The organism is Alkalicoccus chagannorensis DSM 18086, assembly GCF_000429725.1.
In the GTDB taxonomy this organism is placed as follows: Bacteria; Bacillota; Bacilli; order Bacillales; family Salisediminibacteriaceae; genus Alkalicoccus; species Alkalicoccus chagannorensis.
In genome coordinates this window covers 1-21,745 of record NZ_AUCK01000032.1, presented here as the reverse complement: position 1 = coordinate 21,745, position 21,745 = coordinate 1, and the positions used below count along the sequence as shown (strand labels likewise).

22 protein-coding genes and 2 rRNA genes are annotated in these 21,745 nt (G+C 56.0%); 3 read left to right on the top strand and 21 right to left on the bottom strand.

All coding sequences use genetic code 11. The features are described 5' to 3' along the window. Window positions 1-58: 58 nt before the first annotated feature. The 11 genes from G477_RS0113655 to metG all read right to left on the bottom strand — a co-directional run bounded on the left by G477_RS0113655 (window position 59) and on the right by metG (window position 12,277). The gene (locus G477_RS0113655) at window positions 59-1,009 is read right to left on the bottom strand and encodes a ribose-phosphate diphosphokinase (RefSeq protein ID WP_026698418.1); all 951 of its coding nucleotides are present in this window, start codon (window positions 1,007-1,009) and stop codon (window positions 59-61) included. Window positions 1,010-1,033: 24 nt separating this feature from the next. Then, complete coding sequence (gene glmU / locus G477_RS0113650; RefSeq protein ID WP_026698417.1) at window positions 1,034-2,404, bottom strand: bifunctional UDP-N-acetylglucosamine diphosphorylase/glucosamine-1-phosphate N-acetyltransferase GlmU; 1,371 nt, start codon at window positions 2,402-2,404, stop codon at window positions 1,034-1,036. 368 nt (window positions 2,405-2,772) lie between these two features. Further along, entirely contained in the window at window positions 2,773-3,063 is a 291-nt protein-coding gene (spoVG, locus tag G477_RS0113640; RefSeq protein WP_026698415.1) for a septation regulator SpoVG, read from the bottom strand. A 290-nt stretch (window positions 3,064-3,353) separates the two neighbouring features. Then, window positions 3,354-4,181, bottom strand: a complete 828-nt coding sequence (gene purR, locus G477_RS0113635; RefSeq protein WP_026698414.1) for a pur operon repressor — start codon at window positions 4,179-4,181, stop codon at window positions 3,354-3,356. Between the two features lie 99 nt (window positions 4,182-4,280). After that, entirely contained in the window at window positions 4,281-5,144 is an 864-nt protein-coding gene (ispE, locus tag G477_RS0113630; RefSeq protein ID WP_035212061.1) for a 4-(cytidine 5'-diphospho)-2-C-methyl-D-erythritol kinase, read from the bottom strand. A 346-nt stretch (window positions 5,145-5,490) separates the two neighbouring features. Next, window positions 5,491-5,754 (bottom strand): Veg family protein, encoded by a 264-nt coding sequence (locus G477_RS0113625; RefSeq protein ID WP_026698412.1) that lies wholly within the window; start codon window positions 5,752-5,754, stop codon window positions 5,491-5,493. Window positions 5,755-5,893: 139 nt separating this feature from the next. Next, window positions 5,894-6,790 (bottom strand): 16S rRNA (adenine(1518)-N(6)/adenine(1519)-N(6))-dimethyltransferase RsmA, encoded by an 897-nt coding sequence (gene rsmA / locus G477_RS0113620; RefSeq protein WP_026698411.1) that lies wholly within the window; start codon window positions 6,788-6,790, stop codon window positions 5,894-5,896. Next, window positions 6,787-7,347 carry a ribonuclease M5 gene (rnmV, locus tag G477_RS0113615; RefSeq protein ID WP_415783293.1) on the bottom strand — a complete coding sequence of 187 codons (561 nt, stop codon included), beginning with the start codon at window positions 7,345-7,347 and terminating at the stop codon, window positions 6,787-6,789. Before rnmV ends, rsmA begins: the two co-directional genes overlap by 4 nt. Window positions 7,348-7,659: 312 nt before the next feature. After that, window positions 7,660-8,925 (bottom strand): resuscitation-promoting factor, encoded by a 1,266-nt coding sequence (locus G477_RS0113610; protein ID WP_026698409.1) that lies wholly within the window; start codon window positions 8,923-8,925, stop codon window positions 7,660-7,662. A 573-nt stretch (window positions 8,926-9,498) separates the two neighbouring features. Continuing rightward, window positions 9,499-10,272: a TatD family hydrolase gene (locus tag G477_RS0113600; RefSeq protein ID WP_026698407.1), complete on the bottom strand. Its 774-nt coding sequence runs from the start codon at window positions 10,270-10,272 to the stop codon at window positions 9,499-9,501. Window positions 10,273-10,285: 13 nt separating this feature from the next. Beyond that, window positions 10,286-12,277 (bottom strand): methionine--tRNA ligase, encoded by a 1,992-nt coding sequence (gene metG / locus G477_RS0113595; protein WP_026698406.1) that lies wholly within the window; start codon window positions 12,275-12,277, stop codon window positions 10,286-10,288. An 806-nt stretch (window positions 12,278-13,083) separates the two neighbouring features. Here metG and G477_RS0113590 point away from each other — a divergent pair. Continuing rightward, window positions 13,084-13,371, top strand: coding sequence for a transition state genes transcriptional regulator AbrB (locus G477_RS0113590; RefSeq protein ID WP_026698405.1), 288 nt, complete (start codon window positions 13,084-13,086; stop codon window positions 13,369-13,371). 104 nt (window positions 13,372-13,475) lie between these two features. On the opposite strand, the gene rsmI is transcribed toward G477_RS0113590, so the two are convergent. From rsmI to G477_RS19670, 8 genes are all read right to left on the bottom strand, one after another. Next, on the bottom strand, window positions 13,476-14,351 hold the full coding sequence (gene rsmI, locus G477_RS0113585; RefSeq protein WP_026698404.1) for a 16S rRNA (cytidine(1402)-2'-O)-methyltransferase: 876 nt from the start codon (window positions 14,349-14,351) through the stop codon (window positions 13,476-13,478). Next, window positions 14,344-15,078 carry a tRNA1(Val) (adenine(37)-N6)-methyltransferase gene (locus tag G477_RS0113580; RefSeq protein ID WP_026698403.1) on the bottom strand — a complete coding sequence of 245 codons (735 nt, stop codon included), beginning with the start codon at window positions 15,076-15,078 and terminating at the stop codon, window positions 14,344-14,346. The genes rsmI and G477_RS0113580 overlap by 8 nt, the downstream gene beginning before the upstream one ends. A 157-nt stretch (window positions 15,079-15,235) precedes the next feature. Continuing rightward, on the bottom strand, window positions 15,236-15,547 hold the full coding sequence (gene yabA, locus G477_RS0113575; RefSeq protein ID WP_415783294.1) for a DNA replication initiation control protein YabA: 312 nt from the start codon (window positions 15,545-15,547) through the stop codon (window positions 15,236-15,238). A gap of 51 nt (window positions 15,548-15,598) precedes the next feature. After that, entirely contained in the window at window positions 15,599-16,426 is an 828-nt protein-coding gene (locus G477_RS0113570) for a PSP1 domain-containing protein (RefSeq protein WP_026698401.1), read from the bottom strand. 1 nt (window position 16,427) lies between these two features. Beyond that, window positions 16,428-17,417, bottom strand: coding sequence for a DNA polymerase III subunit delta' (gene holB / locus G477_RS0113565; protein WP_026698400.1), 990 nt, complete (start codon window positions 17,415-17,417; stop codon window positions 16,428-16,430). A gap of 12 nt (window positions 17,418-17,429) precedes the next feature. After that, window positions 17,430-17,759, bottom strand: coding sequence for a cyclic-di-AMP receptor (locus G477_RS0113560; RefSeq protein ID WP_026698399.1), 330 nt, complete (start codon window positions 17,757-17,759; stop codon window positions 17,430-17,432). A 71-nt stretch (window positions 17,760-17,830) separates the two neighbouring features. Continuing rightward, the gene (gene tmk, locus G477_RS19675) at window positions 17,831-18,454 is read right to left on the bottom strand and encodes a dTMP kinase (protein WP_084406264.1); all 624 of its coding nucleotides are present in this window, start codon (window positions 18,452-18,454) and stop codon (window positions 17,831-17,833) included. A gap of 20 nt (window positions 18,455-18,474) precedes the next feature. Then, complete coding sequence (locus G477_RS19670; RefSeq protein WP_156897360.1) at window positions 18,475-19,842, bottom strand: aminotransferase class I/II-fold pyridoxal phosphate-dependent enzyme; 1,368 nt, start codon at window positions 19,840-19,842, stop codon at window positions 18,475-18,477. A 114-nt stretch (window positions 19,843-19,956) separates the two neighbouring features. Between G477_RS19670 and G477_RS0113545 the strand changes: the two genes are divergently transcribed. Both G477_RS0113545 and G477_RS21255 read left to right on the top strand, forming a co-directional pair. Further along, a complete protein-coding gene (locus G477_RS0113545; protein ID WP_026698398.1) occupies window positions 19,957-20,574 on the top strand; it encodes a hypothetical protein in 618 nt (205 codons plus the stop codon). A 91-nt stretch (window positions 20,575-20,665) separates the two neighbouring features. Continuing rightward, window positions 20,666-20,812: a hypothetical protein gene (locus G477_RS21255; RefSeq protein ID WP_156897359.1), complete on the top strand. Its 147-nt coding sequence runs from the start codon at window positions 20,666-20,668 to the stop codon at window positions 20,810-20,812. Between the two features lie 646 nt (window positions 20,813-21,458). Here the strand turns inward: G477_RS21255 and rrf are convergent. Further along, window positions 21,459-21,575 (bottom strand): 5S ribosomal RNA (gene rrf / locus G477_RS0113535). 82 nt (window positions 21,576-21,657) lie between these two features. After that, window positions 21,658-21,745, bottom strand: a 23S ribosomal RNA gene (locus G477_RS0113530); the annotation flags it as partial.

Genomic DNA, 21,745 nt, shown 5'->3' with positions numbered 1-21,745 from the left:
TTTTTCAAGGGGAACTGTGATAATCCATTCCTTTTCCAGCTTCCGGGTGGAAGAATCGTTAATCGAACAGGCGGCTGACGGAGCGCTGTTCATGCACGTGAATGATCGCAGTCGCGATCAGCGGCGCCACGGACAGCTGCTTGATTTTCGGGATAAGCTTCTCATCCGGAAGCTTCAGCGAGTTCGTCACGACGAGCTCCTCGATTTTCGAGTTCTGGATCCGCTCCACCGCAGGACCGGACAGAACCGGATGGGTGCTGCAGGCGTAAACCGCCTTCGCTCCGTTTTCCACCATCGCATTGGCAGCGAGCGTCATCGTTCCCGCTGTGTCGATAATATCATCAATGATGATCGCTGTTTTTCCGTCGATGTTCCCGACGATATTCATCACTTCGGCCATATTCGGCTTCGGACGACGCTTATCGATAATCGCAATGGGAGCTTTCAGACGGTCCGCGAGTTTCCGGGCCCGGACAACACCACCGTGGTCCGGAGATACGACGACGACATCTTCCAGTTCCTTCTGTTCAAAGTAGTCGCCGAGAATCGGCACGCCGACCAGCTGATCTACCGGGATGTCAAAGAAGCCTTGAATCTGGGAGGCGTGCAGGTCCAGTGTAATGACACGCGTCGCTCCCGCCGTTTCAATCAAGTCTGCCACGAGCTTCGCTGTAATCGGCTCACGGGAGCGCGCTTTCCGGTCCTGACGGGCATAGCCGTAGTAAGGAACGACAACATTGATCGTCCGGGCGGATGCCCGCTTCAGCGCATCGATCATGATCAGCAGTTCCATGATATGTTCGTTCGCCGGCGAGGAGGTGGACTGGATGACATAGATGTCACACCCGCGGATGCTTTCTTCAATGTTGATCTGGATTTCTCCGTCGCTGAAACGCTGAACGGAGCTTTTTCCCATCGGGACACCGATTTTTTCCGTGATTTCATATGCGAGGTCCGGGTTGGAGCTTAACGTGAATACTTTCAGGTTGCTGTCTTGATACTGCGCCATTTAGGAAGCCTCCAATTAAAGTTCTTAGTGTGAATCCTTGTTTTTCAAGTACCCGTTTTTGATCGTCTGGCGCTCTCGTGCAATCGCCAGGGACTCCCCCGGTACATCGTCGGTAATGGTGGAGCCTGCAGCGACATAGGATCCGGCCCCAACGGTCACCGGCGCAATCAAGTTTGAGTTGCAGCCGATGAAGGCATCGTCTTCGATTGTCGTGAGGAACTTGTTTTTTCCATCATAATTGACGGTAATCGATCCGCAGCCGACATTGACCCCGCTGCCGATCTCCGCGTCGCCAAGATAGCTGAGGTGGGACGCTTTGCTCTTGTTCCCCATCGTCATCTTCTTGAGTTCGACGAAATTGCCGACGCGCACATCATCTCCGAGCGACGTTTCCGGACGAAGGTGCGCAAATGGACCGATCTGGACACGGGCACCGATGCTGCTCTGGTGGACAACCGACTGGCGGATCGTCGTTCCATCTGCAATGCGGCTCTCGCTGACTTCCGTATGAGGACCGATATGACAGTCCGCACCGATGGACACTTCTCCCCGAAGGATGGTGCCGGGTTCCAGAACGGTGTCCGCTCCGATGGTGACGTCTGTTCCAATGTACGTCTGCTCCGGATCTACGATGGTAACGCCTTCCCGCATCCAGTGCTCATTGATGCGCAGCTTCATCTGCTTTTCTGCCGCTGACAGGGCGGCCCGGTCATTGACTCCCATTGTTTCGTTGAAGTCTTCGCTCTGATAGGCGTGGATTTCCTCTCCCTTATCATGAAGAATTCCGACAACGTCGGGCAGGTAATATTCTCCCTGGGCGTTGTCGTTGCCAACCTGTTTGAGCGTCTCAAACAATGTACGGTTATCAAAGCAGTACGTCCCGGTGTTGATCTCGCGGATCTGCTTTTCCCGCTCATCCGCATCTTTCTGTTCCACAATCTTCAACACGCTGTCATCTCGTTCCCGCAGCACTCGTCCGTATCCGGATGGGTCCTCTGCATGGGCGGTCAGAATGGTCGCCTTCGCCTGCTGCTTCTCGTGGTGTTCCAGTAGCTTATCCATTGTCGCCGCAGTTAAAAGCGGCGTGTCACCGGAGACGACGATCGTCGTTCCTTCTTTGCCACCGAGGGCTTCCTCTGCCTGCATCACCGCATGGCCCGTGCCGAGCTGTTCTTCCTGCAGCGCATAGCTGATGCCGCTGCCGAGCTGCTCTTTCACCAGTTCGGCACCGTGCCCGACGATCGTGACGATCTCGTCTATGCCACACGACTCGAGCTGGTCCGCGATATGCTGTACCATCGGCTTGCCAGCTACTGGGTGCAGCACTTTATAAAGCTTGGATTTCATTCTTGTTCCCTTACCCGCAGCCATCACTACGGCATATCGGTTTGTCATAGTAGGTACCCTCCACGGCCTGAATTCCCTTATGAATATATCTTATATCCGGTGCTATTTCAAGCACTGCCGGCAATCCCCGCTGACTTCCCGGCCGACCCCGGAGCAGCAGCTCTTGGTCCTTCTCGTTCAGCGGACAGAGCTGCCGACTCCCAAAATGCAGCCTTTTACATTCTCATCACCGGACAAATGCCATCAGAACCGTCTCTGATGGCATTTGTCCGTCCGTTGGATCGGCGTCTTTTTTTCCATACGAAGAGGAGCTGATCCTGTACAACCAACTCCGTTCTGCTTTCTTTTTTATCGATGCGGAGAGCACCCGTGTGAAAACGGGCTTTCCCCCTCTGCTGCATGGCGTTATGGGTGAATCAGGTCGTCCCTGCACCTTCGTATGTTTCAGAAGGCTCGTCTGCCTGCTCGTAAGCCTCCAGCACCGCCCGCTGAATTTTATCCCGCGTTCCAGAAGAAATCGGATGCGCGATGTCCCGGAACACTCCGTCCGGCGTTCTCTTGCTCGGCATTGCTACAAACAGCCCGTTATTCCCATCAATGACACGGATATCATGGACGACGAATTCCTGGTCGAAAGTCACTGAGGCAATTGCACGCATCCGCCCGTCTGACTGGGCGCGGCGCAGTCTAACGTCCGTCACTTCCATGTCTGCCACCACCTTTTCTTATGAAAATTTATGTCTGTGCCCCAACTTCGACAAATGTTTCCAGATACCTTCCTGCGGAGCAAAGAAATGTCGAAAAATATTCATAAAATCATCATATCATTTTCAAAGAAAAAAGTCTGCCCTTATTGACAGACTTTTCTGGATTCCTTTTTAGGTGGAGAACAGAGCGTCTTTTGGTCGGAACGGCGTGTACCGCAGGCTCTTTGAGGGAAGCATGGATGCTTCCTGCTTCCCGAGCAGCCGGCTGCGCCGTCCCCCTGTAGGAAAGCTTATACATTTTTATCAGCGAACAAACTTCCTTTTTCTACACTGATTCTGCGGGCTTCTGGATCTACCTGACTCAGTTTCATCAGCGAAACATAATCCTGCACGAGTTTTTTCTTTTCATGAACCGCTTCGACAAGAACACCCGCGCCGACGGTTTCTGCCTGGAATTCCTCAATCAGATCCATCATGCCGCGCAGCGTGCCGCCGGCTTTCATGAAATCGTCGATGATGAGCACCCTGGATCCTGGCTTCAGGCTCCGTTTCGAGAGCGACATTGTCTGGATTCGTCGGGAGGATCCGGATACGTAGTTGATGCTGACGAGCGATCCTTCTGTCACCCTCTGCTCGTGACGGACGATACTGACGGGGACATGCAGATGCGAGGCGACAGCGTAGGCGAGCGGGATCCCTTTCGTTGCCATCGTCATGACAACATCCACCCCTTCCTCCTGAAACACCGAAGCGAAGATGCGGCCCATCCGCTGCATCAGCGCCGGATCGCCGATGATGTCCATCATGTACAGATAGCCGCCCGGCAGCAGCCGGTCCGGCTCTTCCAGCAGTGTACAGAGGTCGTCCACCATCCGCCCGGCATCCGATCGGCTCGTCGTGGGGACGTACGTCACACCACCGCTGACTCCGGCTGAGGTCGCCAGCCGGCCGATGCCTTTATATTCAAATACTTCTTTAATGATTCCGATGTCTTCACTAATGGACGATTTCGCCGACCCGTACTTTTCCGAAAAGTAGGTGAGCGGAACCGATTGATGCGGATGCTGCAGCAGATACTCCGTCATATCCACCAGCCGCCCGCTGCGGCGGTATTTCATGCAAGGACCTCCTCTAAATCCGAATGTTCAACCAGTAATATATCACTTTTATACGGATTTAACAAGGTGTGTGGCAGTCAGATCCCCGTCCTGTCCGTTTTAGATGTGCTCGCTGCTTCTTTCCCCGAGCATGCGGACGATATGCACCTCATCCATGAATCCTTTCAGGCCGTTGTACAGCCGTTCTGCTCTGCTTTCCGAACGGCAGAGCGCGAACACCGTCGGACCGCTGCCGCTCATCACGGTGCCGTCCGCACCATACTGCGCCAGCCGGTCTTTGATCATACGGACTTCCGGCTCCAGTTCAAACGTCACCGGCTCCATTACATTTGCAAGCCGGGAACAGATGCCGTCCAGATCCGCTGCTTTGACCGCGTCGATCATCCCCTGTGTATCCGGATGTGTCATCTGGTTGAAGCGGAGACGTTTGTAGATTTCTTTCGTCGACACGCCGTTCTTCGGTTTTGCCAGAACGACCCAGCAGGCCGGCGGGGCCGGAAGAAATTCCAATTCCTCGCCGCGCCCGCGGGCTACCGCTGTTCCTCCGTAGACGCAGAAAGGAACGTCCGATCCGATGGCAGCACCGAGCTCCGCCAGCTCATCGAGCGTCAGCCCCAGCTGCCACAGTTCATTGAGTCCGCGCAGCACGGCTGCTGCATCCGTACTGCCCCCGGCAAGGCCTGCCGACATCGGAATACGTTTTTCAATATAAATATCCGCCCCCTTCTTCACCCCACACCGCTTGATGAGAAGAGACGCTGCCTGCCAGGCCAGATTGGACCGGTCCAGCGGCAGAAAGCCATTATCCGATTCTATATGTATTCCGTGCTCCCGCTCTTCCAGATACACCCGGTCCGCCAGATCCACCGTCGTCATGACCATCTCGACTTCATGATAGCCATCGCTGCGCTTGCGGATCACGTCGAGCGTCAAGTTGATTTTAGCCGGAGCTTTCACGATCATTCCATTCACGATTGTCACCTCTTTGTTCGACTATGCTCTGGTTATTCTACCACTTGTGCAGAAAAAAAAGAATAACCGCCTGGTTTTCCGGCCGCAATTTCCCGATGCTCCCCGGCAGCGCGCGTCAGATAGAGCCGCTGTCTTCTTGGTTTTCATTCACACGTTGAACAGCCTCAGGCAGGCTCAGACGCTTTTCACATGGCATCTGGGATTTTCTTTGAAAAGAAAAAACGAACCCTTCTCAGGAGGGAAGGGCCGCGACGCCTTCTTCCTGTAACCCCTTTCTTTCGAACGAATGAAAAAGAGCCTGCTCAGCACGCGCTTCTGAGCAGGCTCTTTTTTTCGGTTACGGTGCTTGCACCGCATCAACAGTGTCTTCGGGTACGGTCAACTTGACAGTCTCAGTAAGTACATCCGTATAGCTGTAGGAGAGCCGCTCAATGGAGTACTCTTCCTTATCAAGCTTCACGGTAAATACAGAAGGATAAATACCTTCCAGCAGACCAGAACGTTCAATCGTTTTCTTTCGTCCGCCGTTTGCCTGAATCGTGACTTGTTTCCCAACATTAGCTTCTAGAGCTTGTTTGATTTCTGCCAGCGTTTTCGCCATCCACGACACCTCACTTAACCCCAAGTATACGCGGCGTGACGGGTTTTGTCAAGGAAAACTTAAAATTATAGCAACGAACGTGAACGGTGTCAATTAGTCTGCAGTCGATTTTCGCAAAAAAACCGCTTTACGAGAGAAGTCAGACGTCATGACTGCTGTCCGCATGCTCGAGCGCAGCCGCGAATACGTCTGCCAGCGCAGCGAATTCTACCATCGTGACGGACTCGGCACGGCGTGACGGCTCCACTCCCGCTTCACGGATGTTTCCGCCTATGGCTTCTTTCGTGAACGTGTCCTTCCAGTAGGCAGCCAGGTTATTATGAAGCGTCTTGCGCCGCTGGACGAAAGACGCGCGCACCAGCTCGAAAAACAAGGCTTCCTGCTTCGTCGAGACAGGCGGGTGAGCACGGCGGGTGAGCCGGAGGATCGAGGAACCGACGTTCGGCTGGGGCACGAAGGCTGTTTTCGGCACCGTAAAGACCGTCTCCGCCTCGGCGTAATACTGGGCCGCAATGGAAAGGGAGCCGTAGGCTTTGGAGCCTGGTGCCGCACTGATGCGCTCTGCTACTTCCGTCTGCATCATCATCACCATCGTGCGGATCGGAAGCTCCTCTTCCAGCAGCTTCATCAAAATCGGCGTCGTGACGTAGTAAGGCAGATTCGCAATGACCGCCAGATCCTGCCCCGGCTCAAAATGACGACGGATTCTCTCATGAAGATCTGCCTGAAGGACATCTTCATGCACGACTTCCACATGCTCGTACGGAGCCATCGTCTCTTCCAGAATCGGCAGCAGCCGCTGGTCGATCTCAAAAGCGAGCACGCGGCCGGCCTGCCGGGCAGACTGTTCTGTCAGGGCACCGATGCCCGGACCGATTTCAATGACGCCGCTGTCTTTCGTGACCCCGGCCGCTTCGACAATGTTTCGGAGAATGTTCGGGTCTATCAAAAAGTTCTGTCCGAGGCTTTTTTTAAACCGGAACCCGTACTTCTCTAATATTGCTTTCGTCCTTGCTGGTGAGGCGATATCTTTCATTCTTTTTCCTCCACTCTCTGCATCGCTTCATAAAATTCCCGTCGACGGATATGGAACTGCTGCAGGCGTTTGATCAGCTGCTTGCCATTGGCGTATCCGATATGCAGCTCTTCTCCAAGCTTCTCCCGCTTCTGACGGGCACCGGGGCCTGCCAGCAGCCCGGCTTCGTGCAGTTCCATCCAGTCCGGGACTTCTTCTGTGATTTTTTCCGGCATCGAGGTCTGCACGCCGGCGAGCGCCTCCCGGATATCGTGCACCGAGGCATGCTCGATGCCGACCTTCTTCCGCCTGCGGTCCACCGCAGCATGCTTCGGCAGAAACGCATGCCGGCATCCGGGCACGGTCTGATCGACTTCGTGGCGGATTTTCTGACCGGGAAAGTCCGGGTCGGTAAAAATGATGACCCCGCGCCGCTCCTGAGCGAGGCGGATCTTCTCCATGGTAGCCTTCGTAATGCCGAATCCATTCGTTTCTATTGTATCGCAGTCCACGGCCCGCTTGAGGGCGTGGGTGTCGTTTTTGCCTTCCACGACGATCACTTCTTGTATCTGCTCCAAGCGTCCCATTCCTTTCCTGCTGCTTGTTTTATCATACACACTGCAGAAGCGGCTGTCATCCCACCTGCGGCTGGCCGGTTCGGCAGGATTTCCGGCAGATGCTGGAGTTCCGCTGAGGAATGTTCCCACCCGTGTCGGCGCAGGCCAAAATCCCGCCACTACGCAACACCTCCCCGCGCAGGGCGCGACGCCGCCTTTATCCTGCTTTCCTGCCAAAGAAAAAAAGACGCCCCAGCTGGTTGCTGAGACGTCTGCCTGTGTCCCTGGAGGAGCGCGCATGGAGCGACACTCCTTTTCCCGGGCCTGCCTGGATTAATCGAGAATCCGCACCTGGACGGACTGTCGTCCGAAAGACTCGGCCGCGCCCTGGTCCGCCATGAAAATATCAATGATACGGCCGTTGATGGCACCGCCGGTATCCGCTGCGGTAAAGACGCCGTGCCCCTGCACTTCCACGCGGGAGCCGAGCGGAATAACCGATGGATCCACGGCAATCACATTTCTGTCGGGGTTCGCCCGCAGATCTACGCCGGTAGCAGTGACACCGGAACAGCCAGTGCAGTGGGCCGTGTAGGCCGTTGCTTCAAACGTCATCCAGCTGCCGCCGCTGTCTCCGCCGGATGAACTGCTTCCACTGCTGCTCGCGGAGGATGTGCTCTCCTCTCGATCCGGTTCCGATGCCGGCTCCGGCTCTGGTTCCGGTTCCGGCTCCGGCTCTTTCGTCCCGACCGCCACAATGCGGTCGCTGCTCTCTTCTGTCGTTTCTTCTTTCACGAGCTCGCGGGAGACTTCTTCGCCGTTCTCATAGACCACGTCGTAATGCTTCTCCAGCGTGCCTTCCGATCCGGATTGACGAACTTCTTCCTCGCCTTCGAGGATCGTATCGTCGTCTTCCGTGATGGTGCTGTACTCGATGGCTTCAGAGACCACGTCTGTCTCTTCTTCGACGCGGACGATGCCAATCTCGGTTTCTTCCTCGATGACTTCTTCCAGCGCCGGATCCACCTGGTCCAATGCATCCAGCTCAATGTCTTCTTCTTCCAGAACGTCTTCCACTGTTGCTGGAACGGTCCAGAGTTCTGTTGTTTCGTCTGCTTTTTCCACCGTGACCGGGAACGTTTCCTGATAGGACACTTCCATCTCGTCTTCGATCGCCGTTTCCAGCGGCGGCTCCACCTCGTCATGAGGGGCCACATCAACCGCCAGTTCCTCCATGAGTTCGTCGATCGTTTCGGTTGTTGTCATGATCTCTTCGTCTTCCCCGTTGAGGGACAAGCTGACCTGCTGGGCAGGCGTATAATGTATGATGATTTCACTGTCTACCTGAGTCTCAGGGGCGGGGATGACCAAATCATGATCGTCTGCGTCTACATTTTGTTCTTCCAGTACGTCCTCTACCGTCGCTGCATGGGTGGCGAACGTCATTTCGTCATCTTCAGCATGAAGCGTTACTTCTGCTTTCGTGACGTCATAAATGACAAAAGCCAATACAACGGAGGTAAGGAGGAGCCCCAGATTGGATGCAAGCACCGGTCTCTGCGTCATGTACGAAAACCAGGCTTTGATCCTTGATGTCATATTGCTCACTCTCCTTCAAGAACGAAATTATACCCACGCCCTTTGCCTATGTCAACGTCCCTCCCGCCTTATCTCCTGATTCTGGCGTCCATCACTCCTCTGTATGCATCGAAAATCCCATGGGAGTGCCGTTCGATGCATCCACATTACAAATCATTACGTTTTCATGACAGGCGGTCACAAACGCATCCCGGGCGAAGAAGGGAGAGGGCTGCTTCATGCCTCCAGCCGGAAAGAGGCACTGCACCGGGCACAGCAGAAGACGTTTCGCTGCCGCTGCAGCACACGAAGCCGCCGACTTCTCCTGTGCCATTTGATCTTTGCTTGGCGAACGAAAGCGCGGAGCGCCTTTAGGTCGGAACGGCGTGTGGCGTCGCTGCATGCTCTTCGAGGGAAGAAAAGGGTTTTCTTTCTTCCCGCGCAGCCGTCTGCGCGGTTACCCTACATGAAAACGCGTCCATTCCTATCATGTAAAAAAAGAAGCCGACAGAAGCAGGAACGTCTCAGCGATTCCTGAGACGTTCCCGCTCCTGCCGGCAGGCGTAGTTCAGTTCCTCTATCATCAAGCGATTGTCAGCGGCGGTCAAATTGGAAGAGCGCTTCTGCGTTGGCTGTCGTCTGTCCGGCGAGCGTCTCGTAGGAAACCCCTCGCAGTTCGGCCAGCTGTTCCGCCACCAGTTTGACGTAGGCCGGTTCGTTTCGTTTGCCGCGGTAAGGATGCGGCGCGAGGAACGGGGCGTCGGTTTCCACGAGCAGCCGGTCGTCTGGAATCGTGACGGCTACTTCCTTCGGGAGCTTCGCATTCTTGAACGTCACCGGCCCGCCGAAAGAAATATAGAAATTCATATCGAGGCAGGCTTCTGCCATCTTCTGATCACCTTGAAAACAGTGCATAATGCCGCCGATGTCTCCAGCGTTTTCCTCTTGGAGCACCTCCACGATATCCTCGTGCGCTTCCCGGTCATGAATGATGATCGGAAGCTGGACACGGCGGGCGAGGTGCAGCTGCTTTCGGAAAATGTCTTTCTGCACGTCGGCAGGCGACTTATCCCAGTGATAGTCGAGCCCGGTTTCCCCGATAGCGACGACTTTCGGGTGGCCCGCCAGTTCTTCGATCCAGGCCAGCTTCTCGTCGTCGCAGTCAACGGCATCGACCGGATGCCAGCCGACTGCTGCATAGAGATCCTCATGTTTTTCGACAAGGTCCATCGCCAGGTTGATCGTTTTCGTATCGAATCCAACGACCACCATCTTCTCCACACCCGCTTCCCGGGCGCGTTCGATCGTTTCTTCTGCATCTTCGGCAAACTGGTCGGCGTTCAAATGCACGTGTGTGTCGATGAGCATACGTCGGTCTCCTTTATTTTACCTGGGCGCCGTTCGGCAGTCCTTCCGCCACGGTCGCCAGCGTCAGTTCTTTTTTGTGTGAAGCGGCAAGAATCATGCCCTGCGACAGTTCGCCGCGGAGTTTGACCGGCTTGAGGTTGGCTACGCAGACGACTTTCTGCCCTTTGAGCTCTTCTGGAGCGTAGTGCTCTGCAATGCCGGAGATGACCTGCCGCTTCTCGTAGCCGAGGTCGAGCTGGATCTTCAGCAGTTTATCGGCTTTCTTCACTTTTTCCGCTTCGATGACCTGCGCGACGCGGAGGTCTACTTTCGAGAAATCATCGATCGTGATTTCATCGACGTCAGGCGCTTCCGTCTCGGCTTTTTCTTCCTCTTCCGCTTTCACGGAGCCGCCCATCATTTCGACGATTGCTTTTGCTTCTGCTTCGACATCGAGCCGCGGGAAAATCGGCTCCCCTTTTTCAATGATCTTCGTGCCGTGCTGGAGCTGCCCCGGCTTCTTCAGCGATTCCCACGTCTGCAGCTCCTGCGGCAGGCGCAGCTGTTCGGCCATCTGGTCCGGTGCTTTCGTCAAAAACGGGCGCAGCATGACAGCCGTCTGCCGAATCGATTCGACGAGGTGGTGCAGCACGGAGCCGAGCTGTTCGCGGGCTTCTCCGTCTTTCGCGAGAATCCACGGCTGGGTTTCATCAATATACTTGTTCGTGCGGCTGATAAGCTGTCCGACCGCCGTCAGCGCAATGGAAAACTGCATGTCTTCCATCGCGTCTTCGACTTTGTCCACTGTCGCTTCGATCAGTTCGATCAGGGAAGCATCGTAGGAGGTCGCGTCTTTCACATACGCCGGGAGCTCCCCGTCGAAGTACTTGTTGATCATGGCAATCGTCCGGTTCACGAGGTTGCCGAGATCATTGGCGAGGTCATAGTTGATGCGGTCGACGAACGCTTCCGGTGTGAAGACGCCGTCCGAGCCGAACGGCACTTCGCGGAGCAGGTAGTAGCGGACCGCATCGAGGCCGTACCGGTCGATCAGCGGAACCGGGTCCACGACGTTGCCTTTGGACTTCGACATCTTCCCGTCTTTCATCAACAGCCAGCCGTGACCGAATACTTTTTTCGGCAGCGGCAGGTCGAGTGCCATCAGCATGATCGGCCAGTAGATCGTGTGGAACCGGACGATTTCTTTTCCGACCAGGTGGACATCCGCCGGCCAGTGGGACTGGTACAGCCGGTCGTCATCGGTCCCATAGCCGAGCGCGGTAATGTAGTTGGAGAGCGCATCGATCCACACATAGACGACGTGCTCCGGATTGCTCTTCACACTGACGCCCCAGTCAAACGACGTCCGGGATACGGCCAGATCCTCCAGCCCTGGTTTGATGAAGTTGTTGATCATTTCATTTTTACGTGATTCCGGTTGAATGAACTCCGGATTCTCTTCGTAGTACTGCAGCAGACGGTCCGCGTATTTACTCATACGGAAGAAATACGATTCCTCGCGCACTTTCTCCACCGGATGCCCGCTCTCCGGGCTTTTGCCGCCGATGACGGTGCCGTCGCTGTCGAATTCTTTATCCTCCAGCTGCAGTTCGGTGTAGAACGTTTCGTCTGAAATCGAATACCAGCCTTCATATTCATCCAGGTAAATATCGCCCTGCTCCAGCAGCTGGTCGAAAATTTTCTGGACGACTTTCTTGTGCCGCTCCTCCGTTGTACGGATGAAGTCATCGTAGGAAATATCGAGTTTCTCCCATAGACTCTGAATGTCTTTTACGATATCGTCGACGAACGCCTGAGGAGACACCCCGGCCTCTTTCGCTTTCGTTTCGATTTTCTGGCCGTGCTCATCGGTTCCAGTCAGGTAGCGGACGTCATAGCCGCGCAGCCGCTTGTAGCGGGCCATCGCATCCCCTGCTACGGTCGTATAGGCGTGCCCGATATGCAGCTTCGCACTCGGGTAATAGATCGGGGTTGTAATATAGAACGTGTTGTTCTTCTCAGTCATCCTGTATTCCCTCCATTACGGTTTTTGATCAGAACGGCGTGTGCCGCAAGCTTTCTTCCCGTGCAGCGCACGAGTCCGCCGTCTCCCTTGATGAAAACTCATCCTTTCTTATCACCTAAAAAAAGCCCCCATCCCAATCCGGGACGAGAGCGCAGCTCACGCGGTACCACCCTGTGTTGCCGGCAGAAAGCCGGCCGCTTCAGGCAGCGTAACGGGCTGCAGCCGTGCCGCTGCTTACGCGCCGGGCGCTCGCAGGGCAGCTTCCACAAAGACCATATTCAAAAGTCCGCGTCATGCCGGTTTTCAGCTCCCCCGGCTCTCTGTCGATGCGCGCTCCTTTTTACTCATCCTGTCATTGAAGCCTGTCGATTTATCTGTCCACCAAGCAATATACCGAAGAAATCGGGAATTGTCAACGGAGTACGGGGCCCGGAAGCGACTTGCGCCGCGCTCGTGAAATGTGGACAAAACATGTACAAACATTATATAAAACAAAAAAATTTCTGTATTATTGTTACAATATTGACGGAATCGGGTATACTGCTAGTAAATCGACATCTTTGTCGTAGAAAGTCGAATGACGTCCATGTCTGGAAACCCTTGTCTGTCCGGTCGTTTCTGCTCTCGCATGCTGCAAACACTGTCATGAAGGCAATTTGAAAAAAGTAGAAAATATTACAACTTTCTAATTGACTTCTTTTGGAAGCCTTGGTATCCTATTAATAACAGAAATTTGTCGAATCATGACGTTTCGAGAGCTTCTGACGTTCAAAAAATACACGTATAAACGAAAGGAGATTGTCATTATGAAATCTACTGGTATTGTAAGAAAGGTCGACGAACTAGGCCGGGTTGTTATCCCGATTGAACTCCGACGTACGCTGGACATCGCTGAAAAGGATGCCCTGGAGATCTATGTCGACGACGACCGCATCGTCCTCAAGAAGTACAAGCCGAACATGACGTGCCAGGTGACAGGCGAAGTATCCGATGATAACCTCTCCCTCGCCAACGGCAAAATCATCCTGAGCCCAATGGGTGCGAAGGAAATCGTCAAAGAACTGGAAGAGTATATTTCCAAGCAGGAAAACTAAGCAGCGCGAAACGCCTGGAAAAACGGGGAGATTCTTCTCCTCCTCAGCAAAAGCCCGCCAGAAGCATGTATCTTCTGGCGGGCTTTTCTGTATGGGCGCCTCGATTATTCCCCGTCTTCCACGTGATACGCCTGATACACATCCCGCTTCGGGACGCCGCGTTCTTTCGCGGCCGTTTTCACGGCCTCCTTCGAACTCTCTCCTTCCGCAACGAGGGCTTCGACGTGTTCCTTCATCGTCAGCTCCTGCCACCACGTCGTTTCACTTCCCATGTCTGCAGCGGAAGCCCCTTCGACCAGCAGCATGCACTCTCCCTTTAACGTCACGCCTTCCAGCGACGACGCCAGTTCCTCGAGGGTTCCACGGAGGAACGTTTCGTGCTGCTTCGTCAGTTCCCGGACGACGACAGCCCTGCGGTTGCCGAACACATCCAGCGCAGCCTGCACGAGCACCGCCGTCCGGTGCGGCGATTCATAAAAAAGCAGCGTGGCCGGTGTCTGCTTCCATCGCTGCAGTTCCTCGAGCCGCTTCTGCTTTTTTCGTTCGACAAAGCCGATAAAAGCGAACGTGTCGGATGGGAGACCGGAGGCACTGAGAGCGGTAACCGAAGCACTGGCACCGGGCAGCGCCGTCACGGTAAACCCTGCTTCGGCTGCGCGTGACGCAATCACTGCTCCCGGATCCGAGATGCCCGGCGTTCCTGCATCCGTGATGAGCGCGATGTGCGCTCCCTCTTCCAGGCGGCCGAGCAGTTCTTCCCCGCGGCTCTGCTCGTTGTGCTCGTGATAGCTGATGAGGGGAGTATGAATGTCGAACACCTGGCAGAGCTTCTTCGAGTGCCGGGTGTCTTCGGCTGCAATAATATCTGCTTCCTGCAGGGTTGTCACGGCGCGGTAGGTCATGTCATTCAGGTTGCCGATCGGTGTCGGCACCATCGTTAGTCGTCCTCCCGGTTCATGGTACGTTTTCTGTTCACGCATGCGTCTCTTCCTTTCCCGTATAGTGGGCTTCGAATGCTTTTGTATACTGCCGGTGCTCATCGTAGACGATCAGCGGGGCTTCCACGTGGAGTCCGGGCTTTCCGTCTTTTACCGCTTCGATCAAAACCATGTTGGCTTCTTTTTCCGCGTGCGGATGACAGAACTGCAGCCGTTTCGGCTCCAGCTGATGCGCCTGGAGTACCGCGGTCAACTCCGCCGTCCGCTCCGGACGGTGGACAAACGCCGCACGTCCTTTTGACTGGAGCAGCACCCGGCAGGCACGGGCGATATCCTCCCATGTGCAGAGCAGCTCATGCCGGGCAATCGCTTTGGCGTCCTCCCGGTACTTCTCCTTTTCCTGGACCGGAAAATAGGGCGGGTTGCAGGTGATGACGTCGTAGCGTCCCCACGTGTCCGGGGAGAGCGTCCGCAGATCGGCCTGCGCCGGATGGATCTGCGTCTGCAGGTCGTTTTCTTCCACCGACATCTCCATGAGCCGGCACAGCTGCTCCTGCACTTCCACGGCATCGATCGGTGTCTTCGTCCGCGTACTGAGGACAAGCGGGACGGCACCGGTGCCGGCACAGAGATCCAGCATCCGGCGCGCCCCGTCCACGCGTGCGAATCTGCCGAGCAGCACGGCATCCATCGAATAGGCAAAAATCCCGCTGTGCTGATAAATACGCCGTTCGAACCCCGGCAGGTCATCCAGTCTCAGCTCCGTCATCGTAGTCCCTCCTTGTCCTTCGTTCTTTTTCTGTTCCTCAGGGATCCCTTCTCTGCCGTGAAGAACGTGCGCAGCGGCAGGCCGACGCTTCTTTCCCTGCAGGAAAAAGCACGTGCAGCCGGCATTTCACCGGTACGGCACGTGCTTGGTTTCCGCGTTATTCAGACCGGTTCAGGAAGGAGAGGCAGAACAGGCAGTCCCCGTCTTTGCGGATGCTGCCGTAATGCAGGTTGCAGATATGAAATCCTTCCTGATACAGCCGGGCAAGGTTGTCGTACCCTTCCCCGAACCCTGCTTTCACCCGGGGGCCCTCTTCTGCTTTGACTTCTTCCACCGGGGCCTCCCGGTTCATCCGCTCCCGCAGATGTTCGTTTTCGAGCTGCAGGTGTGTATTTTCTTCCAGCAGCTGCGCCAGCTGGTCCTTCAGCTCGCCGAGTTCGTGATGAAGACCGCCGATCCGCTCCTCCATCTGACTCACCCGGGAAAACAGTTCGTTTTTATTCACGGTCCCTCCACCTCATTACTTCGTTGTTTCGGCGGCGATCGCTCCTTCTTCCAGGAGTTCATCCAGCGTATATTCTATCACCTGTTTCGTCTCGAAAATCTCTACCTGAACGAGACGCTCCAGCATGTTCAGTCCTACTACTTTGCCTCTGCCGTAGCTGGTATCGAGCTTCTGATACAGATCCGGCAGTTCTTTCTTCGCATCTTCGTACATGTCGTTCTCGTACTTCAGGCAGCACATGAGCCGCCCGCAGAGTCCGGAAATCTTCGTCGGATTGAGCGACAGGTTCTGATCTTTTGCCATCTTGATCGACACCGGCTCAAAATCGCCGAGAAACGTCGAACAGCAGAGCATCCGGCCGCATGGACCGATACCGCCGAGCATCTTCGCTTCGTCGCGCACGCCGATCTGTCTCAGTTCAATCCGGGTTCGGAACACCGAAGCCAGATCCTTCACGAGACTGCGGAAATCAATTCGTCCTTCCGCTGTAAAATAAAACAGGATCTTGCTGCGGTCGAATGTATATTCCACATCCACCAGCTTCATCTCAAGGTTATGCTCGGAGATTTTCTTCAGGCAGACGTCAAACGCTTCCTGCGCTTCTTCTTTATTTTCTAAGATCGTCTGTTTGTCCTTGTCATCCGCTTTACGCAGTACCTTCTTCAGAGGCAGCACGACATCGTCTTCACCGACTTCTTTCACGCCGATGACCGTTTTGCCGAACTCGGTACCGCGGGCGGTCTCCACCACAACATAATCGTCCTTTTCTATCGAAAGATCACCAGGGGAAAAATAATAGATTTTCCCGGTTTTCTTGAATCGTACTCCTATGACCCGATGCATCTTATCCCTCCTGTAAACGAAGAAGCAGCTGTTCCATCAACAGCTGGGGCGCCACGTTTGCGTGTACGCGCCGCTTCGCGTCCATCACTGCCTGGAGGTTTCTGCCGAGCCTGCCTTGAGAGAGCTGGAACGCCTGTTCAGCCAGACGGTCTTCCTGGTCTATATAAACAATGGCCTCTGACTGACCTACCTGCATGCGCAGCACATCCCGGTACCAGAGCATGATCAGATCGAGCGCACGCTCCACCTGTTCTCTGCCGGGAAAAAACGGCATCACCGTTTCATGCAGCGTAATGTAGGCGTCAGACGGCCGGTGCATGACGTCGTTCATCAATTGTATCACTTTCGCCCGGGCCTGTGAAATCCATTCCTCCTCAAATAAGGCGGCGGCTTCTTCCAGGTCCGAGGTGAGACGGGCCGCCGTCGCGGCCTCTTTTTCCGGGTATCCTTCCGCCTTCAGGTGACGGATGACCCTCTCCGGCGAGAGCGGTTGAAAGCTCATTACCTGCGTCCGGGAGAGAATCGTCGGCAGCATCTGATGCGCATTGACCGTCATCAGTACCGCCAGCGCCTCTCCTTCCGGTTCTTCCAGAAACTTGAGCAGACTGTTCGCCGCGCTGGCCGACATCTTATCGGCTTCGCGTACGAGATACACTTTCTTCTGCGTCTCCATCCCGCGCATGCTGAATTCTTTTTTCAGCGCCCGGATCTGATCCACCTTGATCGATGCGCCGTCCGGTTCTATACGATGCACATCCGGATGATTCCCGCTCGCAGCCCGTCGGCAGTCGGAGCAGGCACGGCACGGATCCGCGCCGTCCCGGTGGCTGCAGAGAAACGCCTGCGACAAGAGCAGTGCTGCCTCCTGTCTGCCAGTTCCGCGGCCCCCTTCGAATACGTACGCATGTGCCAGACGCTCCCGCATGACGCTGTTCTGCAGGACGCGGGCGATCGTCCGCTGCGTCTTTTCAAGGTCCTGCCAGTGGTTCATGATGCCATCTCCTTAAAACTTTTCAAACTGTTCAACTGGTAGAATAAACACCGTTGCACCGCCGACCTGGACTTCCACCGGATAGGGCACGTAGGAGTCCGCATTGCCCCCCATCGGCGAAATCGGCGCGACCAGCTGCTCCCGCGCCTGGCAGTTCTCCCTGATAATATCCAGTACCTGTTCGACTTTGTCATCCTCCACACCGATCATGAGCGTCGAGTTCCCGGCTTTCAGAAACCCACCGGTGCTTGCCAGCTTAGTCGCCTGAAATTCTTTCTCTACAAGGGCATCGGACAGTCTGGCACTATCTTTATCCTGAATGACCGCAACGATCAGCTTCATCTTCATCTCCTCCATTTTAAAAAGGGGTTATATGTATTATAACAGGAAAACGCGGTGTGTGGGTCCTCCGTCTATTTCTTCCGGACCGCCTTCTGCACCGCGTTTCGTGCCGCATCGGTCACGTCCGCCAGCGTCCCGGAAGCATCAATCCGCACAATCCGTTCCGGCTCCTCCTGCTGCAGCTGCAGATACATCTGCCGGACCGATTCATGAAAATCGAGCGACTCTTGATCCAGGCGGTTGTTCTCCCGTTTTCCATCCGCAGCAATACGCGCCAGTCCCTCCGAGGGAGCAATATCGAAATACAGCGTCACATCAGGGGCCGTATCCTCCGTCGCGAACCGGTTGATCTCCCGTACAACGTCGACGCCGAGGCCGCGCGCGAATCCCTGATACACGATGCTGCTGTCCACAAACCGGTCGCACAGAACGACACCGCCCGCCTCCAGGTGCGGCCAGATCGTTTCTGCCAAATGCTGCCGCCGGGCTGCTGCATACAGCAGTGCCTCCGTCCGTGCCTCCAATTCCGGATGCGCCGGGTCCAGCACAATCCCGCGGATGCGCTCCGCGACGGCATTTCCGCCCGGTTCCCGCGTCACGAGCACCGGCTTTCCTGCCTGCTCCATCTCTTCTGCCAGTGCGCGCAGCACCGTCGATTTCCCGGCACCCTCGCCACCTTCAAACGTAATAAACATGTACCTCGTCTCCTTTATCCTCATTCATGATCTCGAAACACCCGTACCCGCGCCCCGGCACCCTTCACGCGGACGCCCTGCTGCTCCAGCGCTGCCGCCTGCGCCATGTGCGCCTCGGTCACCTCTTCGCCACTCGTAAAAAGGGGGATGCCGGGCGGGTACGGAATCCAGTCCACTGCCGCCGTGCGGCCCGGAGCCTGATGCCTGTCGACCTCCTCTACAGGGAGACGGGCCGCCTCCGCTGGAGAAAGCACCGGCTTCCGCCATGGTACCGTCGGGGTGACAAGGGAGGCGCCTGCTTTCTCCAGAAGCTCCTGCCGGGTGAGAACGTCTGCCGTGCGCACCGCTTCGGCCACGTGCAGGGGCAGCGTCATCGTCACGTGTGCTGCGCCGGTCAATTCCGGATAAAGCCCGGCGCGCCGGAGGCCGGCGGTGACTGCTTGTACCTCGTCCGTACGCACCGTCCATTTCAGCGGATCACGTCGATAGCCTCCGAGTTCGGTCGGCATCAGCGCATCCCGAGCGGCGGCGGCTGCAAGAGCCTTCCATTCCGTAAATGCCGCTGCGTAGGCCCGTGCACTGTCGAGCGACGCGAGCAGCAGATAGGAAGGCGAGCTGGTCTGTGCAGCCCGCAGCATCCGCTGGACCCGATCCGGCTCCACCCGGTCGGAGACGCCGTGCAGCCACGCGCCCTGCGTGAGTGCCGGCAGCATTTTATGCGCCGACTGCACGACGAGGTCCGCACCAGCCTCCACGGCTCCTTCAGGAAAAGCCTCTCTGCTTCCCGGCAGCAGATGTGCCCCGTGAGCTTCATCGACGATCAGCGTGACGTCATGACGGCGGCAGAGTGCGGCATGCAGCCGGAGCGGCGTGACGTAGCCTTCATACGAAGGCGATGTCAGGTGGACCGCTTCGGCTTCCGGGTGCGCCCGCAGTGCTGCTGTGAGCACGTCGGCCGAAACACCGAGCGGTATCCCCGTCGCTGCTTCCCGGTCGGGTTCCAGCCAGACTACCTCCGCACCAGCGAGCTCCAGTGCATCGAGAACGGACTGGTGGCAGCTGCGCTGAACGAGCACGCACCTGCCCGGAGCCACCGCTGCACGAATGGCCGCCTGATTGCCGGCGGTCGACCCGTTGACGAGAAACCAGCTCCGCTTCGCACCATACAGATCCGCGAGCAGCTCCTGCGCTGCCTGAATCATGCCGTGAGGAGCATGCAGGTCATCCAATCCTTCTACTTCTGTCAGGTCCCAGGCCGCAGCCGCGCTCCACCAATCGAGCCCGGGGGCCGGCACTCGTCCATTTTTATGACCGGGGACATGCAGCGACAGCGTTTCCTGATGCTGCCGCAGTCCGTCTACCACTGGCATCCGCGTTTGATCCAACACATCGGCACTCCTTTCCTCTCTCGTTTCATTATAACGAAAAATCACACACAGCTGAGTCTTGAATTACAGTCCAGGCTCTGAAATACTAAAAGCAGAAGACAGGAGGCGTTTCCCGTGACACGTTATATCATTGTTTTTCTGCTCCTCACTGCCTATGCCGTTTTTTTCGCTCCCGGCGCGGCGAACAACGAAGATCCTTATTTAATACAGCTGGTGACCGGACAGTTCCATGAAGTGGACCCGCTCGTGACGGCTGTCTTTGCTTCCCTCGGGATCTATCCCGTCATTTTCGCTCTGCTGCTGCTGCCGAACGACCGGTACTGGCTGCCGGCGTGGCCGTTTGTGCTGATTTCCTTCGGGCTCGGTGCTTTCAGCATCCTCCCGTACCTGGCATTCCGGGGAGAAAGAAAACGAGACACCCCGCGCGGACCGGGCTTTCTGCAGCAGGCCCTGCAGAACCGGCTGTTCTACATCCTGATTCTGCTGCTCGGGCTGCTCACCTGGCTGACGGCTCTCGCCGGCAGCTGGGGGGCTTTTACCAGCGCCTTTACCGCCAGCCATTTTGTCAGCGTCATGAGCATTGATCTGCTCGTCGTGCTGTGGCTGACGTACGACATTCTGCGCCGGGACTGGAATATCCGCCCGGTCTGGCCGGCCCTACTGCCCGTGCTCGGACCAGTACTGCTCTTATTATGGCATACGTTCAGCCGCCGGCAGAAACGTGCAGCATGAGCCGATTGTTTGCGTCCCCCTGCCGGAAGGGAAAGAGTAGAAAAGATGCCCGGCACCGGACACACGTTGTTTATCGAAAGGAGGGACCGCGTTGGATCCGCTCACACTTATTCTTGTTATTGTACTCGTTATCTTTTTCTTCCCGCTGATCATGCAGGGCATCGGATGCCTCATTAAATCCATTGCCCTGATCATCGTCGTTGTCGTAGCAGCGTCTCTGATTATGCAGTTATTATAGGGGCTGCTGCAACGAACCGGGCTCCTGTAGACAAGAAGGGCCTCTGGATCGCTCCGCTTCAGGCAGTGCCCCTCCCGCATGAAACAGATTGACAGCGGGCAACGTTTTTACGTTCCCCGCTGTGTGCTGCTTTCATGATTCATATCAACAAATAACGGCTCCCGGCGGTCCTCCATGGACTACCGGGAGCGTTTTTACGGATGTCGGCCTGGTGTCTTGGTCTCCGGGCCGATGGCGGGCAAAAACTGGTCTACGCGACAGGAAACAATGGTCGCCCGAACCCCTAAACCTCGACGCCCTGTGGCGAAAGCCTGTCGTCCCGGGGAAAAAGTGCGTTAAATGGCTTTCTCCCGCCATACGAGGCGATAGGTACATCGCGGTATGCGCGGAACCTTGTCGACGCACGCCGAAACCCCTGGATGAGAACGTCTACATTTCTATCTTAGAAGCAGAACAAAAGCGCAAAGCGCCTTTTGGCCGGAACGGCGTGCGGAAGCGCTGCAAGCTTTTTGAGGGAAGAAAACGTTCTTTGTTTCTTCCCGAGCAGCGCATGGAGCCGCCGTCACACTGTATGAAAACTTATACATTCCTATACTAAAAAAAAGACCGCTGCACCGCCCTTCCGGGCGGCCCAACGGCCTTCGGTATCCAGCAGCGTCCTACTTTCGCAGGGGGAGAGCCCCCAACTATCATCGGCGCTGGAGAGCTTAACTTCCGTGTTCGGCATGGGAACGGGTGTGACCTCTCCGCTGTTGCTGCTGAATCTTGAGCTGTCCGCTCAAAACTGGATAACGCGCCGCGAATCGTGCATGATCGGTGTCTTAGTCTTCCGCGTCCAAAATCACTTGGTTAAGTCCTCGATCGATTAGTATCTCTCAGCTTCACGTGTCGCCACGCGTCCACACGAGACCTATCTACCTCATCATCTCTGAG